The sequence below is a fragment of the Rhodopseudomonas sp. genome (assembly GCF_036404135.1).
In the GTDB taxonomy this organism is placed as follows: Bacteria; Pseudomonadota; Alphaproteobacteria; order Rhizobiales; family Xanthobacteraceae; genus Rhodopseudomonas_A.
Genome location: NZ_DASWPE010000096.1, coordinates 25,423 through 41,125 on the forward strand (window position 1 = coordinate 25,423; position 15,703 = coordinate 41,125).

At 60.7% G+C, this 15,703-nt stretch carries 21 protein-coding genes; 10 read left to right on the forward strand and 11 right to left on the reverse strand.

What is annotated here, in order from left to right; all coding sequences use genetic code 11:
- Positions 1 to 412: 412 nt before the first annotated feature.
- From VGC77_RS11035 to VGC77_RS11075, 9 genes are all read right to left on the reverse strand, one after another.
- A complete protein-coding gene (locus VGC77_RS11035) occupies positions 413 to 670 on the reverse strand; it encodes a hypothetical protein (RefSeq protein ID WP_331171610.1) in 258 nt (85 codons plus the stop codon).
- 9 nt (positions 671 to 679) lie between these two features.
- On the reverse strand, positions 680 to 2,578 hold the full coding sequence (locus VGC77_RS11040) for a DEAD/DEAH box helicase (RefSeq protein ID WP_331171611.1): 1,899 nt from the start codon (positions 2,576 to 2,578) through the stop codon (positions 680 to 682).
- A complete protein-coding gene (locus tag VGC77_RS11045; RefSeq protein WP_331171612.1) occupies positions 2,575 to 2,949 on the reverse strand; it encodes a hypothetical protein in 375 nt (124 codons plus the stop codon). The genes VGC77_RS11040 and VGC77_RS11045 overlap by 4 nt, the downstream gene beginning before the upstream one ends.
- Positions 2,939 to 3,586 carry an MT-A70 family methyltransferase gene (locus tag VGC77_RS11050; protein WP_331171613.1) on the reverse strand — a complete coding sequence of 216 codons (648 nt, stop codon included), beginning with the start codon at positions 3,584 to 3,586 and terminating at the stop codon, positions 2,939 to 2,941. The genes VGC77_RS11045 and VGC77_RS11050 overlap by 11 nt, the downstream gene beginning before the upstream one ends.
- Complete coding sequence (locus VGC77_RS11055) at positions 3,583 to 3,933, reverse strand: GcrA family cell cycle regulator (RefSeq protein ID WP_331171679.1); 351 nt, start codon at positions 3,931 to 3,933, stop codon at positions 3,583 to 3,585. Before VGC77_RS11055 ends, VGC77_RS11050 begins: the two co-directional genes overlap by 4 nt.
- Positions 3,836 to 4,864 carry a hypothetical protein gene (locus VGC77_RS11060; protein ID WP_331171614.1) on the reverse strand — a complete coding sequence of 343 codons (1,029 nt, stop codon included), beginning with the start codon at positions 4,862 to 4,864 and terminating at the stop codon, positions 3,836 to 3,838. The genes VGC77_RS11055 and VGC77_RS11060 overlap by 98 nt, the downstream gene beginning before the upstream one ends.
- Before the next feature lie 187 nt (positions 4,865 to 5,051).
- Entirely contained in the window at positions 5,052 to 5,663 is a 612-nt protein-coding gene (locus tag VGC77_RS11065; RefSeq protein ID WP_331171615.1) for a hypothetical protein, read from the reverse strand.
- Positions 5,664 to 5,697: 34 nt separating this feature from the next.
- Positions 5,698 to 6,489, reverse strand: coding sequence for an ATP-binding protein (locus VGC77_RS11070; RefSeq protein WP_331171616.1), 792 nt, complete (start codon positions 6,487 to 6,489; stop codon positions 5,698 to 5,700).
- 12 nt (positions 6,490 to 6,501) lie between these two features.
- Positions 6,502 to 6,843, reverse strand: coding sequence for a helix-turn-helix domain-containing protein (locus tag VGC77_RS11075; RefSeq protein ID WP_331171617.1), 342 nt, complete (start codon positions 6,841 to 6,843; stop codon positions 6,502 to 6,504).
- A gap of 274 nt (positions 6,844 to 7,117) precedes the next feature.
- Here VGC77_RS11075 and VGC77_RS11080 point away from each other — a divergent pair, with 274 nt between their 5' ends.
- The 10 genes from VGC77_RS11080 to VGC77_RS11120 all read left to right on the forward strand — a co-directional run bounded on the left by VGC77_RS11080 (position 7,118) and on the right by VGC77_RS11120 (position 12,556).
- Positions 7,118 to 7,801 (forward strand): XRE family transcriptional regulator, encoded by a 684-nt coding sequence (locus VGC77_RS11080; RefSeq protein WP_331171618.1) that lies wholly within the window; start codon positions 7,118 to 7,120, stop codon positions 7,799 to 7,801.
- 177 nt (positions 7,802 to 7,978) lie between these two features.
- Positions 7,979 to 8,539: a hypothetical protein gene (locus tag VGC77_RS11085; protein WP_331171619.1), complete on the forward strand. Its 561-nt coding sequence runs from the start codon at positions 7,979 to 7,981 to the stop codon at positions 8,537 to 8,539.
- Entirely contained in the window at positions 8,536 to 9,702 is a 1,167-nt protein-coding gene (locus tag VGC77_RS11090; protein ID WP_331171620.1) for a DNA-directed DNA polymerase, read from the forward strand. The genes VGC77_RS11085 and VGC77_RS11090 overlap by 4 nt, the downstream gene beginning before the upstream one ends.
- A gap of 61 nt (positions 9,703 to 9,763) precedes the next feature.
- Positions 9,764 to 10,189 carry a hypothetical protein gene (locus VGC77_RS11095; RefSeq protein ID WP_331171621.1) on the forward strand — a complete coding sequence of 142 codons (426 nt, stop codon included), beginning with the start codon at positions 9,764 to 9,766 and terminating at the stop codon, positions 10,187 to 10,189.
- Complete coding sequence (locus VGC77_RS11100) at positions 10,176 to 10,391, forward strand: hypothetical protein (protein ID WP_331171622.1); 216 nt, start codon at positions 10,176 to 10,178, stop codon at positions 10,389 to 10,391. The genes VGC77_RS11095 and VGC77_RS11100 overlap by 14 nt, the downstream gene beginning before the upstream one ends.
- The gene (locus VGC77_RS11105) at positions 10,388 to 10,849 is read left to right on the forward strand and encodes a dCMP deaminase family protein (protein ID WP_331171623.1); all 462 of its coding nucleotides are present in this window, start codon (positions 10,388 to 10,390) and stop codon (positions 10,847 to 10,849) included. The genes VGC77_RS11100 and VGC77_RS11105 overlap by 4 nt, the downstream gene beginning before the upstream one ends.
- A gap of 1 nt (position 10,850) precedes the next feature.
- Positions 10,851 to 11,753: a DNA cytosine methyltransferase gene (locus tag VGC77_RS23665; protein WP_414709644.1), complete on the forward strand. Its 903-nt coding sequence runs from the start codon at positions 10,851 to 10,853 to the stop codon at positions 11,751 to 11,753.
- A 7-nt stretch (positions 11,754 to 11,760) separates the two neighbouring features.
- Positions 11,761 to 12,084 (forward strand): hypothetical protein, encoded by a 324-nt coding sequence (locus VGC77_RS11110; protein ID WP_331171624.1) that lies wholly within the window; start codon positions 11,761 to 11,763, stop codon positions 12,082 to 12,084.
- Entirely contained in the window at positions 12,084 to 12,350 is a 267-nt protein-coding gene (locus tag VGC77_RS11115; RefSeq protein ID WP_331171625.1) for a hypothetical protein, read from the forward strand. Before VGC77_RS11110 ends, VGC77_RS11115 begins: the two co-directional genes overlap by 1 nt.
- Positions 12,347 to 12,556: a hypothetical protein gene (locus VGC77_RS11120; RefSeq protein WP_331171626.1), complete on the forward strand. Its 210-nt coding sequence runs from the start codon at positions 12,347 to 12,349 to the stop codon at positions 12,554 to 12,556. Before VGC77_RS11115 ends, VGC77_RS11120 begins: the two co-directional genes overlap by 4 nt.
- Positions 12,557 to 12,564: 8 nt before the next feature.
- Here VGC77_RS11120 and VGC77_RS11125 read toward each other — a convergent pair whose 3' ends face one another.
- Together VGC77_RS11125 and VGC77_RS11130 are read right to left on the reverse strand one after the other, a co-directional pair.
- Complete coding sequence (locus tag VGC77_RS11125; protein WP_331171627.1) at positions 12,565 to 13,890, reverse strand: tyrosine-type recombinase/integrase; 1,326 nt, start codon at positions 13,888 to 13,890, stop codon at positions 12,565 to 12,567.
- A gap of 378 nt (positions 13,891 to 14,268) precedes the next feature.
- Positions 14,269 to 15,579, reverse strand: coding sequence for an O-acetylhomoserine aminocarboxypropyltransferase/cysteine synthase family protein (locus VGC77_RS11130; protein ID WP_331171628.1), 1,311 nt, complete (start codon positions 15,577 to 15,579; stop codon positions 14,269 to 14,271).
- Positions 15,580 to 15,703 lie beyond the last annotated feature (124 nt).

A 15,703-nucleotide genomic window follows, 5' to 3' on the forward strand; every position in this document is an offset into this window, starting at 1 on the left:
CGAGGAGAACGATACCCGAATGAACTCGAATAGCCCCGCCGATGTCGCGGCAGAAGCACGGAGGCTTGATCCCGACGCGTTCTCTGAGGACTGGAATCCGCGTCTCGCATGCAAACGATCGGTTAGGCGCATCAAAGCCCTCGATCAGGCTCGCTTGAATCTCAGATCGAGGAGGCAGCACGACGCGCACATTGTTGCTCGCCACGTCTGGATGCTCGGCAAGTACCGCCTTGCGCTATGGCTACGCGCAGGGCGGCCGATGGAAAGGCTAGGCGTCATGTGGAATACGACTCTTCCAAGAGAAATGCAGTTGGTGTTCTGACACAGCCAAAGGACCGGCTTGCCTTGTTTCGGCGCGTATCCGATACCCAATGCCTGCCGCTGGCAGACGCCGCAGCACACGGGCTCGATATCAAACTGACGCATTAGGGCCTCCCAGCCGCTCGCGGATTACCCGCTTGATCTGGCTGACCGCGTTGTCGGCGCCACGATGATCGCCGGCTGAAGATGGAAAGAAGAACTTGATCTTCGATCCCTGCATTAAGTCCACCAGAAGATAGGGGTGCTTCCCGCCATGCACGGGCTCGAAAGGGTATCCCTGCTCGGTGAGATATGCGGTCAGCTTTTGATACGGTTGGTTGCGCCGCATCGACTTATGAAATGCACTCACTTGCTGTCCCTAAAACGGAATGTCGTCATCCCAATCAGCGGTCTTGCTGATCGGCGGTGTGATCTGTGCGTTCCACGGCTTCGACGGGTTGAGCTTGGGGCGCGGCGCGACGTAGCCCGGCATGACCGCCTTCGGCGCATTCACGGTGATGGTGGTTGGCTTCTCCCAAGGCTTCAGCTTCGCGGCTGCTTCAGCGGCCTTGCGTTCCGCCACCATCTTGTCGTGTTGAGCCATGATGACCTCGCGCGACGGTGGCACGTAGCCCATCGGATCGATTGATTCATCGACCTCGCCCAGCTTCTTCCCGACGATCTCCCAATGCTTGCCATTGGCGCGGATCATGATCTCGGCCGTCTGCTTCAGGGTCTTCGCCTTCGCCATCGCGTCGTCGATAGTGAACGGCGCGTCGTCACCACCGCCATGCTGCTTCCACCATTTCTCGAACTTCATCCGAGCGAAGCCTTGGTGCTCGGGACAAATCCATTCACGGTGCGCGACCATGCCGCACAGGTACTCGACGCGGATGCTCGGCGTTCCACCTGGCTTATCGTGCCGATAGAAGGTGCGGCGTTTGACCGGCAACCAAATCGGTTTGGAGGACGACAGGATCGGAACCGCGTCGGCGGTCTTCGTGATCTTCTTCTCGACATCGCGCTCGAACTTGAAGCCGCAGTCGGGGCACTCCATGAGGCCAGCAAAGATCAGCGAGTGGCACTCGGGGCATTCCTTCACCGGGGCATCGCCCTGACCCTTGCCCGGCTTCCGCACGGTGACGCGATCCACGGGGCCGTGCCGGCGGACGTTGCCGGCGAAGTCGAGCACAAGGCAGTCGGACTTGCCGTTGCGAATGGACTCGTGAATGTCGCTGCCCATGCAGCGCGTGCCACGGCCGACCATTTGGACGTAGAGCGCCGTGGACTCGGTCGGGCGAAGCATGGCGAGTAGATCGATGCGCGGGGCGTTGAAGCCCGTCGTGAGCACGTTGGCGTTCGTGAGGGCTTTGATCTTGCCGGCCTTGAACTCTTCGACGATGCGCCGCCGATCACCAGTTTCGGTCTCGCCCGTGATCGTCTCGGCGGTGTAGCCGTGCGAGCGGATTTCGTCGCGGACATGGTGAGCGTGATCGACGCCAGTGCAGAAGATCAGCCAAGAGTTGCGCGGCTTCTCGTTGCTGGTTGCAAACGAGATGATTTCCGCGACCGCCGCCTCCGTGATCGGGTGCTTATCGACCGCGCGCTGAAGTTGGGTCGGAGTGAAGTCTCCACCGGAACGTCGAACGCCCTTCACGTCAAGCTGTGTTGAAGTCGCCTTCGAAACGAGCGGAACAAGGTAGCCGAGATCGATCAGCTCCTTGATCGTGATCTCGTAAATGATGTCGTCGAACAGCGCGCCTTCGCCTTCGGTCAGCATCCCGGAGTCAAGACGGTATGGCGTGGCGGTGAGGCCAAGGATTAGCATGTCGGGATTAAGTTCGCGCAGCGCAGTAATGAACTTGCCGTACATCGCGGTTTCGTCCGGCGGGACGGTGTGCGCTTCGTCGATGATCAGGACATCGACGTGCCCGATGCGCGCCGCTTGCCGGAACATCGTGGCGATGCCACCGAAGATGATCTGCGAGTGAGCGTCACGCCGGCCGAGCGACGCTGAATAGATTCCAGCCGGTGCCCAAGGCCAGAAGCCAAGAAGCTCGGCATAGTTCTGCTCGATCAATTCCTTGATATGCGTCGCCATGACGATGCGAGTCGTCGGCTCGAAGGTGATAAATTCCTGGCATAGAGTTCCGAGCACCAACGACTTACCACCGCCGGTCGGCAGCACGATCAGCGGATTGCCTTTGGGTTTCTTCTCCCAATAGGCATACGGCGCATCAACGGCTTTACGTTGGTAATTGCGAAGGACAAGGCTCACTGCAACTTCCCCGACGCTGCGGAGATATGCACGCGGCCATGTTCCAAGACCGCCGACAGCGCGTCCGAATACTTGAGGTAACTGTCACCCGGAAGCATCTGATCGGAGCCGCCGGTATGCTGCGCGGGATCGTAAGGAACGATGTGCGCGAGGCCGAGATCGATCAACACCTGATCGAGCACAGGTTCGTTGATGCCACGGCGAGAGACGATGAATGCGAGCAGCGCCGCAGCCTCGTTGGACATGATGGCAAAGCCGGCGCGCTCCAACGCGCGCTCGATATCAACGGCCTTCATTCCCGGCGATCCAGTCTGATCGTCGGTCGCGATGACGTGGTCGCGCAATACGGTGAGCGGGTCTTTACGCTTCATTGGTGGCTCCAAAGAGTGAGTTGTCGTTGGCCGCAGCGGCACGCGCCGGGTAGCCGGGCATGTGGATGAGGTTGGGGACGCCGCCGGTCTTGCCGACTTCGTTGCCCCACTGGTGCCAACCGGCTCTTGCGTGGCGTGCGAAGAGTTCGAGGTAGGGGCCGGGCAGAAGCTTCTCGATCCGGCTGTAAACCTCGTGCGGCTTTTCCGAGTGCGCGGCCCTTGGCGCGAGCACGACCTTGTCCTCGAAGCTGAGTTCGAGGATCAGACGTTGAACGCCCTTCGATAATCGGGACGGCTTGCCACGCGTGCCGAGTAAACAAATCTCAGGGTTCGCGCGCGTCCAATATCCCATGCCTGTATCTGGCCGCAGGCCACGGCCGACTTTGATGTAGTAGAAACCCACCGTCTTGAAGGTGAAATCCCACGCCGTCAGAACCTCGAACGCCTTGTCGAGCAGCGGATCGCACGCCCAGAGCAGGCACGCGCAGTCGTCCGCCGCGAGATCGGCAACGGGCATCGCCTTGATCGCGTCAAGGGACATGCAGTCGTAGTGCTGCTCGGGCGAACGATCCTTGCCTTCGTCCGAGTAGGTCTCGAACGTCCAAGCCGGATCGGCATAGATCAGGGGGAACCTCACGAATAAATCTCCGTCAGGTCCGGCTCGTGATCCGCGTTCGCGGGAGCAACGGCAACGTCGATATCGCGACGGACGCGGGTAGCGAAGGGGCGCGTTGGTTGAAAGACGATGCGAGCGTGCGGCGCACAGTAGGAGAGCCCGGCCAGCGCCTTGCAACCGCAGACAGTGGCGTGCATTCCGATCTCTTCGCCGATAAAGTATCGGCACTGTTCGGCCCCCGCCGTCATGAACGGCGTGGCGAATGGAAAGTCAGACATCTTGCGATGCTCCATTTGCGTAGTATTCGGTTGCTTGGTGAAATTCTTCGGCGGTGAGTTCTTCGATGGTGGGATCGGAGTCGCGCGGATCGGGCTCGTCGGGTGTGGTTGAGAAGACCGAACCGGACTCGGCGTGATGCCAGTAGCGAACAGAGGGCTTCACGCCATCACGCCATTCGCGGCCGTCGTGCAGCGTGTAGAGAATCCATTCTTCCTCTTCGCTGGAATCGATGGGTTCGCCTGGCACAAGCGACGGGATGAAGAGATGCGCGGGGCAACCTTTCTTCTGCTCGGCGAGAGTGAGCGGCGTATTCCAGCGGGCGCACGACCACGCCGCGTCGCCGAACATCTCAGGCGTTGCGTGGATGCAGGTCCGGCACGACACGCGAGCGAACTCATGGTCGTGGCAGACGGCCTTGTGCTTGCACATATACTTGCACTTGAACGCCAGCTTATGCTCGGGGTCTTCGTGAAGCTTCGGCACCGGGTTCGATGCCTTGATGATCCGTTCGGCGCGCTGAAGCAGGCGAATAGCTTCGACGTGATCGGTCTCGATGCGCTCGCAATAGATTTCGCCGGTGTTCTTGTTCCGGCAGATGTAAAGCCCGCGCTCGTAGCCGAAGAGATGGCAGTACGTGTTCAACTGCACCCAATGGGCGAAGTAACCATTGCGGACGCCGACCTTCTGCACTTCCTTGAAATACTTGTCGCCCATCGACTTCGCTTCGGCGACGTGCCAGGTCTTCGGTGCTTCCGGCAGGCCGAGCACCTTGCCGTCCATCTTTCCGCGAACGTGGCCGGCGATAGCGCCAATCCGGTACTGCTTGCCGCGATGATCAACGTCATCCACTTCGCAACCGATCATGCGAAGGGAGTTCATCAGGCGGTCTTCTTCGATGTTGCCGGTCTCGAACGTGATGGCCTTCAGGCCGTCGATGACTTCGGGCTGCGACGACCACCGAAACTCGTACCAAAGCGCGCGCTCGCACTCGTCACCGAGGATCGAGATGGAAATGCCCATCGAGTCCCAAGCTTGACCGCGAGACTTTGCGTATGCCTCATAGATGGCTTGGGTCGTGAAATCGCGTCGGGGTAGGGGGGCCATCAGGCAAGCCTCGGTCGTTCGCGCCGAAGGGCGCGTTGCGCATGCTGAAATGTGAGGGGAGGGAGAAAAGCGTCGGGGCCGTAGCCCCGACGTTAGGCGGTGATTAGTTCTTCTTCCAAGGCATCGAGCGCCCGCCGCCAGCGCTGGATGCAGCCGCGCCACCGTTCGGCGTGGTGCGTGCGGTCGAGGGGTTCGACGCGGTCGTGGTCTGCGGCGTGTTGTCGTTCGCGCCAGCGGTCGGCTGCGCCTTGTTGTCGTTCGCCGGGGCGGTGCCGGGGATCGGCAAGTTCTGATTGCCCTCGAATACGAAGCGAACGATGGTGTTCTGATCCTTCGTCACGCCCTGATAGGTGTTCGCAACGATGTCGATGTCGGCGAGGAACGGTTGCCAGAGATACTGATCGGTGTCGGTGATCGCGAGCGGGTCTTGGCCCTGCGCGAGCGCCAGCGCCTTCAACTGCGCCTGCCCCTGCGCCCGCACGTTCGGCTTTTCGTGGCTGACGTTGATCGACGAGAAGAACTTCGCTCCGTTAAACTCGCCGTCCTCGACGCACTCGACCTTGAAGTTGAAGACGTCCCCGGTTCTCTTCGAGTTCTGCTTCACGTCGCCTTCGACGATCTGAAGCATGCGCCGGCCGCGGCCGACCAGGGCGAAGCCGGAATGTTCGGCCTTGCCTTCATCGACTTCAGCCATGTTGACGTTCAATTGTGCCACAGGTCTCTCCTATTATGGCGTTTCGGAATGGTAGTTAGGCGGCTTCCGCTTCCGCCGAGGGCGGGGCGGGCGGCAGATACTTGGCGAGTGCCGAGTAGCCTTCGCCCTTGCGGAACTGAATCTCGGGCGGCATGCCGAAGCGATTGCCGGCGATGTAGCCACCGCGCTCTTCGAGGAAAATCCAGCGCAGACCGCCGCCTTCGGCGTGGCGCACTTCCTTGTTGAAGCCGGCATCGACCTTCTTGATCGAAGCCTTGAAGTTGAGGAAAGCGATCACGTCGCTGTTCGCTTCGATGATGTCGGCAGCATCCTTGTGCATGTTGATCCGATATCGCGAGTAGGGATCGGTCGTCGGCGAGTCGAACCGGGTGATGTCGGTGTGACCAAGCTGCACGATTGCCATGTTCCGCTCGCGACGGAGCGTCATGATGCCGTCGATGTATTCGAGGAAGATGCCGGCGGCGACCTTGTAGCCCTTGCCGTAGCCGGGGTCTTCGATGGTCTTCCAGTTATTGCGGGCGCAGGCTTCGGCGCGGATGATGTTTTCGAGGCCCGTGGTCGAGTCGATAATCGCCGACGCGTAGTTGTGCTCTTCCATCACCAGCGAGCCGATTGCCTCGCACAGTTCCGCGTAGTTGCGAACTTCGATGGTGTCAGCGACGATGCCGGCCGGGACGCTCTCGCCTTCAGCGGTCTGGATGAAGACCGGACGCGGGAACTCCGAACCCAACGAGGACTTCCCGATCTTCGGGACGCCGTAGATCGTGAAGATAGGCTGCAACTCCGCAGCGGTCTTCTTCTTGATACTCTTTAGTGAGATTGCCATGTGGCTCCCCGGTTAGTGCTCAACGGGCGCGTCGAGCTTCAAGGTCTTCGCCCAAACGAGACGGTCCACCAGCCGGTAGCCGGTGCGATTGATGGTCTCGATGGTGACGGAATGGATTTTGGTCTTCTGCCGGATGCGGGACATGAAAACGTCCACCGAACGCGACGGGCGATCTTCGGTGCCGTACAGCAGGACAATCGCCATCTGCTTCGTGACGGTGTCGTTGCGCAGCAGCGCGAGGAACAGAGAGCGTTCCTTCGGTGTGAGCTTCCAATCGGAAGGGAGGGAGCCGGCCAGCGCCATCGACTGCCGCAGGTTTTCAAGCGTCTGCGTCAGAGAGACGATCCGTTCCACAAGGGCTTCATTCGTCTCGATTGCAGAGTCCATCCGTCGCTACCGCTTGACATCCGTCAGCAGTCCGGTTTAAAGCCGAATCTGGTGGCGATGTTTCGTTGATCACGTTGAACTTTGTCTAACGTTCGATTCGACGGTTGTCAACGGATGGCGACGGACAAAGACGAGGCGCAACATCTTGTGTTGCGGCCAGGGGGTGAACTAGGGATCGCCGAAATTGACGTTAGGGTGGCGTCAGCTAGTAATGCAGTATGCGTAAGTGGGGGACAATTGAATGAAGCGAGCAATTCCGGCGAATAAGGCAAAGAGGACTCATCCGGCCCTTGAGACAATCAAGGCGCGAGTTCAAGAGCGCATTAATGCCGCCAATATATCGCGGAACGAAGCGTCGCGCAGAGCGGGGCTTGGCTTGAGCTACGTCAACGATCTGCTCGCCGACAGGTCGAAAGACCCAAGCCGTGAATCTCTCGCCAAACTCGGAACGATCCTTGATACCGACGCGGCCTACTTCTTCGGCGAGCAGGATACGCCGCGTCTTATAGGCCCAAGTGAAGCTGGCCGTTCCAATCACTCCGCTCCCATCGTAGGCTTCCCGCTCTATCAGATAGGGCTCACCGATGCGGACGGTTTCTTCGCGCTAAACGAATCAGCCAAGAGCATGATGCTTTCGCCGCTCGCGAATGTGCCAGAAGTCTATTGCGTTTCGGTGCCAGACGACACAATGGCCCCGCGCTACCGGACTGGTGAAGCGGTGATTGTGAACCCGAAGTTGCCCGTGAAAGGCGGTGGCTTCGCTCTAGTGCGTCAGTCCGATGACCGAGTCGCGATCCGGGAAGTTGTCTCTATATCGCTCGACAAGATCAGCGTGCGGAGCCTTGGCGATCAGACCATTACCGAGATGCCGCGCGCGTCCGTCAAATCCCTCGAACGCATCGTCGGAAGCTGTGAATTAGTTTAGTTCGTTTGATCCGTCGCTGTCCGTTGACATAACGGATAGGCATGTCTATGGTCCGTTGCTGCTCGGGAGAGGCAACGGACCATGCAACCAATCAAGCTCGTCATTCTAGAGTCGCCATTCGCTGGCGAGGTTAACGCGAATAGCGCTTATGCGCGTCGCGCCGCTCACGATTGCGCAATGCGCAATGAGAGCCCGCAGGCTTCGCACCTGCTATTCACTCAGTTCTTGAACGACAAGAAGCCGGACGAGCGCGCGCTGGGAATCGCGCTCGGACTCGCGTGGCGGAAGGTCGCGGACTACTCGGTCTTCTACACGGACCGGGGCTGGTCGAGCGGGATGCTGGCAGCGCTCGATAGCGCTCTCGAAGAGGGGCGCCCGTATATCCTGCGCGCCCTCGACGGCCCGATCAATCTGCCGGACCCGGCGGTTGATCCGTTGTTTCGCCGCTTCAACCATGTAGTGGCGCTGCTCCGCAGGCTCGCAACCGAAAACGACGAAGCCCTCATGATGGTGCTCAAGGCGCTTCGAGGGGCTGATATCGACTGCGCCCGCTTCCGTATTTCGATGATTGATACCGACTTCGCTCGCGAGATCGAAGCGCTGATCTGCGTTTACGAGATCATCCACGCAATCGATCGCTTGCGCGTGTACCTCAATCCGAAATTTTCTTCCGTCGAAGAGTGCGAGGGGCACGTCGGCGCAACATATCACCTCGAATCAAACAGGAGCTCTCTGTGAAGCTTACCATCAACCGTGACCGTCTCGCCGACATCGTGACCCGTGGCGTGTCGAACGCGCCGAAGAACTCACCGTCGATGATCGCGAACAACGCGCGGATCACAGTGCGCGACGGCAAGCTGTCTGTCGCATCCACCGACTTTGACATGATGGTCGAGGCGTCCGGCGAGTGCCAGATGGAGCGCGGGGGCGTGACCACCGTTGACGCGGCCAAGCTGAAGATGACCGTGGATCGTCTGCCGAAGAGTGTCGAGGTCACGCTGAGCTACGACGACTCGAAGCACAACCTGATCATGAAGGCGGGCCGGTCCCGCGTGACGTTCCCGACGCTTGCCGCCGAAGACTGGCCGGCGCGCGTCATGAAGATGGAAGGCGCAGAGTTCAAGCTTTCCGGCGCCGATCTCACCCGGCTGTTCGGCCACACCGCACAGGCGCTTTCGCCTGCACCTGGCTCTCCAATGTCGGGCGTATTCCTTCATGTCCGCGAGACCGAGAAGGCCCCGCTGCTCGCGGCCGTTGGCACCACCGGCATGATCCTGATCCTGGCGACGATCACCGCGCCGAAGGGCGCCGAAAATATGCCACACCGTCAGGGGCAACCGGCCGGTGTCATTCTCAGCGCCGAGACGGTCAACTCGGTGTTGCGTCTCTTCCGGTCCGCCGAAGAAGTGCATGTCATCGTCAACGAAAGCTCGATCTTCTTCCGCACCGGCGACGTCCACTTCTGCTCTGCGATGCTGGTTGGCACCTATCCGAACTACCAGCCGCTGGTGAGCACGCCGTCTGAAACCCGCGTGCTCGTTGACCGCACGCTCTGCATCAACACCGTCTCGCTGCTCGAACCGTTCGCATCGAAGGAATTGGGCCACCGCTTGCAGTGCGCAGGCTCCGATGAAGGCTTCGTTGTTGCGGTCGGCAGTCAGACCGGCGGCGGCGTCGATGTGGTCGAAGCCGAGATCGATGGCGAGGTACAAGCCTTCGGAATCAGCGGCCAGTTCATGAAGACGATGCTCAACTCGTTCAAGACCGAGACCATCGCCATGCACCCCGACGCGCGCGCGCGTCGGGTTATGTTTCAGTCGGATGGTGAGCCCGATCTGATTGGCGTCATCGCCATGATGAACATCAGCACCGAACTCGCCGAAGGTCCGAAGCATGAGTAGCCGCCACCGCGCGCATGGCGCTCGACGCACCGTAACTATGCCGGAACGCGTCGGGCCTCACGTGAAGCTCGTCTTCTCGGAGATGGCGCGGCTTCAGGTCACGTATGACGAGGTTGAGGAAGGCTCTGGCGTTCGCCGCGCTTCGGTGAAGGCGTGGCGGCGCAAGAACAAGCCGGGTCTCGAGTCGCTGGAAGCTGTGCTCGGTTGGCTGGGATGGGATTTCGTCGCGGTTCCCCGCGCGAAGGCGCTGCCCGAAGAAGTCCGCGCAGAGCTTCAGCCCATCGCCGACAAGCTCGGCCTCACGATGCCGCAGACGGTCTTGGCTTTGGTCGAGATCGTTACCGGCATCCACGAACGCTTCCCGTTCTTGCGTGATCCGACCGCGATCAAGCCCGTTCGTTTCCGCAGTCATCGCAAGCAGAAGATTGGCATCCACCCGGATCAATACGCACTCTTGCAGGACGTTTCAACCCATGTCGCACATTGATACCGGCCTCGTTGACGACGAGATGACTCAGAAGATGATCGCGGCTGTGGTAGCGCGCGACACTAAGGTCATCGTCGGTGACATTGCCGTCGCCTTGATCGTAGCCGGCTTTCGCGGATTCGACATCGGCTTGCGCATCGACGCGGTGATGGCGGGCGCTCGCAAGGTCTCTGGCAACAAGACGCTGACGAGGGCGCTGTGAGTTGGGATCAGCGATGGATGGGGCTCGCGCAGCACGTCGCTGCATGGAGCAGGGATCGCAGCCGGCAGGTCGGCTGCGTGATCGTTGATGACCGGCAAGTGCTGGTGTCGGTCGGTTGGAATGGCTTTCCGCGCGGCATCAACGACGACATCGAGTGCCGGCATGACCGCCCGGCGAAGTATCGTTGGACCGAGCACGCCGAACGGAACGCGATCTACAATGCCGCCGCCAAGGGCGTCAGCACGTTCGGCTGCACGATCTATCTGCCGTGGTGCCCATGCACGGACTGCGCGCGGGCAATCATTCAATCGGGGATCAGCGACGTGGTGTGCGTCACGCCGGACGGCAACGATCCGCGCTGGGGCGAGGACATGGAAACCACGCTGGTCATGCTGCTCGAAGCTGGCGTGAAGCTGCGCTTCGTCGATTGGCTCGAAGCGCCGAAGGCAGCGGTGTAATGTGGCTGTACGTACCAACATCATCTCACTCTGCACCGGAGGCGGTGGACTTGATCTCGGAGTCGAACTGGCAATTCCCGGTGCTCGCAGCGTCGTGTACGTCGAGAGGGAGGCGTTACCCGTCGCGCACTTGGTATCTGCGATGCAAGCGGGCTTCTTGGCTGAAGCGCCTATTTGGAGCGATGTCGGAACCTTCGACGGCAGGCCGTGGCGTGGCCTTGTGGATGGACTCATTGGCGGCATCCCGTGCCAGCCGCACTCCGTCGCCGGGCTTCGTCTCGCCGACAGAGACGAGCGAGACCTATGGTCGCCAGCACGCCGGATCATCGTGCAAGCCCGGCCGTGCTTCGTCTTCATTGAGAACGTCAGCGGCTTCGTTTCGTCGGGAGGACTCTTCCGTGTCTGGCGTGATCTTCGCCGACTTGGTTACGAAACTGAGGTCGGACTTTTCACGGCGTCAGAAGTCGGCGCGAGCCATCGCCGGGAGCGCTGCTTCGTTCTCGCAGTGGCCGACGCCAGCGGCTCGCGATTGGAAGGGCACGAACGGCGAGCAGCACCTGGTCAACGGGAGCGGACGACTCCACCTCGATCAATTGCCGAACTACGTCGAGCACGTATGGTATTCGAAGGCATCGAACGACAATATCCCGCTCACCTTCGCTGTTCGCACCAGCACCCGATCAACGTGCCGAGTGGGATCGGATCGTCACCAGCGCCCCGCACCTTGAACCCGCTGTTCGTCGAGTGGTTGATGGGATGGCCTTGGCGCTGGACGTTGGTCGCTTGGATCGGCTTCGGATGCTCGGCAACGGAGTTGTCCCGCTGGAAGCGGCATATGCGTTCCGCACTCTTGAAAATCGACTCGCCAAGCGAGCCGGTGGTGCAGCACAGCTTGTTCGGTTGATGGCGTGATGACTGGCGTGAACCAACAAGTTGCAGTCATGGGCGGCGGGTCGGCGCCGTCGATGATTGAGCGCGTCGAGCGCGCGCTGCTTGTGCTCGCCTACCTTGTCGAGATTGACGGCGACGTGCATTTGCCAATGTATGAACTGTTTGAAGCGAAGCTTGACGAACTGCGGAGCAAGGCGGATGTTCGCCAGCGCGCCAGGAACAGACTTCAGGCGTTCGTCGAGCAAGGCGCATCGCCGCTCGCAATCACGGGCGGGGTGAACGAAGTCAGCAAGGGCATCGTTAGGATCGCCGGACTATCAGTTGTTGAAGGGGGAAGGGTGTGATGCCGCAGAAGAAGATTTACGGACGCGATCTGGATTATGAGCGGTGGCTCGTCGATGTCGGGCTGCTATGCGGCCACCACTCTTTCGACGTTCCGTACTATATGTCCGGTTTATATGATCAAGGGTTCCTTCGTCAGGAAGCGGCCGATCTCCATCTCGGATACGTGAGCTATGTTGCTGCCTGCCATTCCGTTCCCGGCGTGTGCGTGTCGGAGTTTCGTTTCCAAGAATGGGTTGAGGCCGGCAAGCCGAAGGGTGGTCAATGAGCGAGACAAGGGGAGAGCGCAAGAATTGGCACGCAGAGGCGTGGCGATTGTTCGGATATTACCTCATGACGAATGAAAATCAGGATGCCGTAGCGCGCGCCCTTAGTCAGATCGATGGCGTCCTGCGGGATCATGGCGATGTCGAGATCACGGTGCAATCGCTGCCGTTCAATGCAGCCATCGCGGCGAAGCCCGTACAGCGTTGACGACATAATCACTTCACGTCATTAAGTTCCTTCGCGGGCGTGAGCGCGATCTGCTTTAGATATTTCAGCTTCAATTCAAGCGATGGCCCCTTGCCGTATTTCGGCTTCTTCGAGTCGTGGCCCATCAAGCTATCAATTAAGCTATCCTGCGCCTCGATTGCAACGAGGCGATCCTTGAAGCTGTGCCGCAGCGAATAGACCGAGTGGTCCTTCGTCGGTCTCAGGTCATTCTCTTGCAGGTATTTATTCGCCGCCGCCGAGAAGTTCGACGAGTTGTCGTGGTATCGGTCGAACCCGTGCCGCATCAGCTTGAGCGCGGGGAGCGCGCCCCCGACCAACGGAATCTCGCGGTCGCTGTGCTCGGTCTTCATCCGCCGTCCATCTGCCATCACCCGAACATAGGGGATCGGCGCGTCTAGGAAGATCGTGCTCTCGTTGAGGTTTAGAATCTCGGAAGGGCGCAGGCCGGTGTCGGCTATAATGTAGATCACCATCCTCGCCTCTTCGTTGAGGCCGTCGAGCGCCCCGTCAGCCAGGATGCGCTTCTGAATGAACTCGGTGTCATAGGGCGTCGGGTCTTTCTCGGTCTCGCCCTTCAGCCGCAGGCCGTGGAAAAAGTCAGGCAGGCCGAGCCGCCGGATGATGCTCAGTTCCTTGAGCATGCCGCTCAACTGCCCGATTTGCTTGTTGGCGGTCTTGGCCGCGATCCCCTCGTTGATCACCCGGCCCCGCCAGTGCTCTCGGAAGGTGAGGGCGTCGTCGTGCGTGATCTCTGTGATTGGCTTATCCCGGCCGATCACTTCGAGGAACGCTTCGACGGCGCGCGTCCGGCCGTTCGTCCAAATGCGGAGTTGGTCTTCCGACAGGTCGAGGGTATCTTCCTCGATCTCCGATTTGTATTCGGGGAAGATTTGCGAGATCAGCGGGACTTGCCGCTTGGCGGTGCCTAGGAGGCCCGCACGCGTGGCCGGATCGTTGACGGCACCGTTCTGCCCAAGCGCCTCGACACGCGCCAGTTGGGCCTCGAAGGGCTGTTGAACGAGCATCGCGTTATCGATGTAGTCGAAGCCTAGCGACCGAGCCCGCTGCCGGGCGGCGGTGTAGCTGGTCAACTCGGCTTTCGGTCGGCCGCTGGCGAGGCCGCGCCAGAACGCTTCGAGTTCCTTGTTGAGTCGGTCGGCCACGACGCCGGCACGCCGGCCGGCGCGGTCTTCCGAGATGCGTATCTTGGTCGAGTGGCGGACCACCTTGCGGGGATCGAGCGCGGCGTATTCAGTCGGAACGCGGCGTTGGAAATGCCATGTGCCGTTGCGGCGCGTGAGGAAGTCGGACATGAGGAACCCGCGAGTGATGTAGGACGTTTTGTAGGACGTTTCATTGCATCGCGGATGTCGGAAAGGCAAGCAAAATCAAAGAAATTGCTGCAAATCGCGGGTTGCCGGCGCTCCACGCGGAGCCCTTCACCCGCTCCAATGATCTCAATGGCTAGATCGATTCAGAGAATCATTGGCATTGGGGGGCCACAGCGCGGTCGTGCACACCCCGTCGCGATGACCGCTTCGGTGGTTTCGGCGGTCACGCCTTGCTGGCGCCGACCAGGTTGCGGGCCGGCGGCTTTGCCAAGGAATTCCACCCTGACGATGGGCCTCACGCCGTGGGGAAGCGGCTGCCATGCCGCCGGCGCGCGGGCCTCAGCTCCCTTCGGGGCAGTGTCAAAGGCAGGCTAAGGCCTGGTCCAGATCGGCGATGATGTCGTCGCGGTGTTCGATTCCGATCGACAGCCGAACGAAACCAGGCGTCACGCCGGCGGCCAGTTGATCGGCTTCGCTGAGCTGCGAATGGGTGGTCGCGGCGGGCTGGATCGCGAGCGACCGCGCATCACCGATGTTGGCTACATGATAAAACAGCTTCAGGGCCTCGATGAAGCGCTGGCCGGCCGCGATGCCGCCGTTAAGCTCGAAGCCGATCAGCGCGCCATAGCCACCCCGCATATAGGTATCGGCGCGGCGGCGATGCTCGCCGGTTTGCTGGCCCGGAAAATGCACCTTGGCGACCTTCGGATGGTCTTTCAGATAATCGGCCACGGCGATGGCGTTGGCATTGTGCTGCTCCATGCGGATCGGCAGTGTCTCCAGGCCCTGCAGCAGGTGGAAGGCCGCGATCGGCGTGATCGCCGCGCCGAAGTCGGCGAGCAGCTTCATCCGTGCCCGCAACACGAAGCCGATCGGCCCCTGCGACTTCGCGACCTCGGTCCAGATCACGCCGGGATAGGCATCGTCCGGTGCCGTGAGCTGAGGAAAGCGCGCGGCGTGCTGCTCCCAGGGGAAATTGCCGCCGTCGACGATGGCGCCGCCGAGCGTCGTGCCGTGGCCGCCGATGTACTTGGTCGTCGAATACATCACGATCGCCGCGCCGTGCTCGAACGGACGCACCACGAGAGGAGCCGAGGTGTTGTCCATCACCAGCGGGATGCCCAGCGATCGCCCGATGTCGGCGACCTCCCGGATCGGGAACACCTCGAGCTTGGGATTCGGCAGCGTCTCGGCGTAGTAGAGCCGCGTCCGCGCATCGGTAGCGCGGCGGAAGTTCTCCGGATCGGACGGGTCGACAAAGCGGGCCTCGATGCCCAACTCCCGCAGAGTGTTGTCGAACAAGATCCAGGTGCCGCCATAGAGGCCGGTGGAGGTGACGAAATTGTCGCCGGCCTTGGCGACGTTGAGCACCGAAAATGCCGATGCCGCCTGTCCGGAAGCGACCGCCAGCGCCGCGGCGCCGCCTTCGAAGGCGGCCAGCCGTTCCTCGAAGGCGTGCTGGGTCGGATTGCTCACGGAACGATACAGTGCATCCAGCACGTCGCTTCCAAAGCGCGGCAGATCGGAGGAGTCGATGGCTCCGCCGTCGACAAGCTGATGAATCGGCACCGCCGCGGTGCTACCGGGCCGTGCTCCGTGGAGAGCAAACGTGTCGGGATGCAGCGCTGTCGGAAAAGAAATTTCTTCGGCGGTCGGGTAGGGCGTGTGCATGTCTGCTTTCAAGGCGAGTTACTTGACATCATTCGATGATCGTATTCTTTACAAATCCAACGAACAAGCTGGAATTCAACACGCTTGCTATTTCTAATCCTGCAGGCTGCCGGCGAACTACACG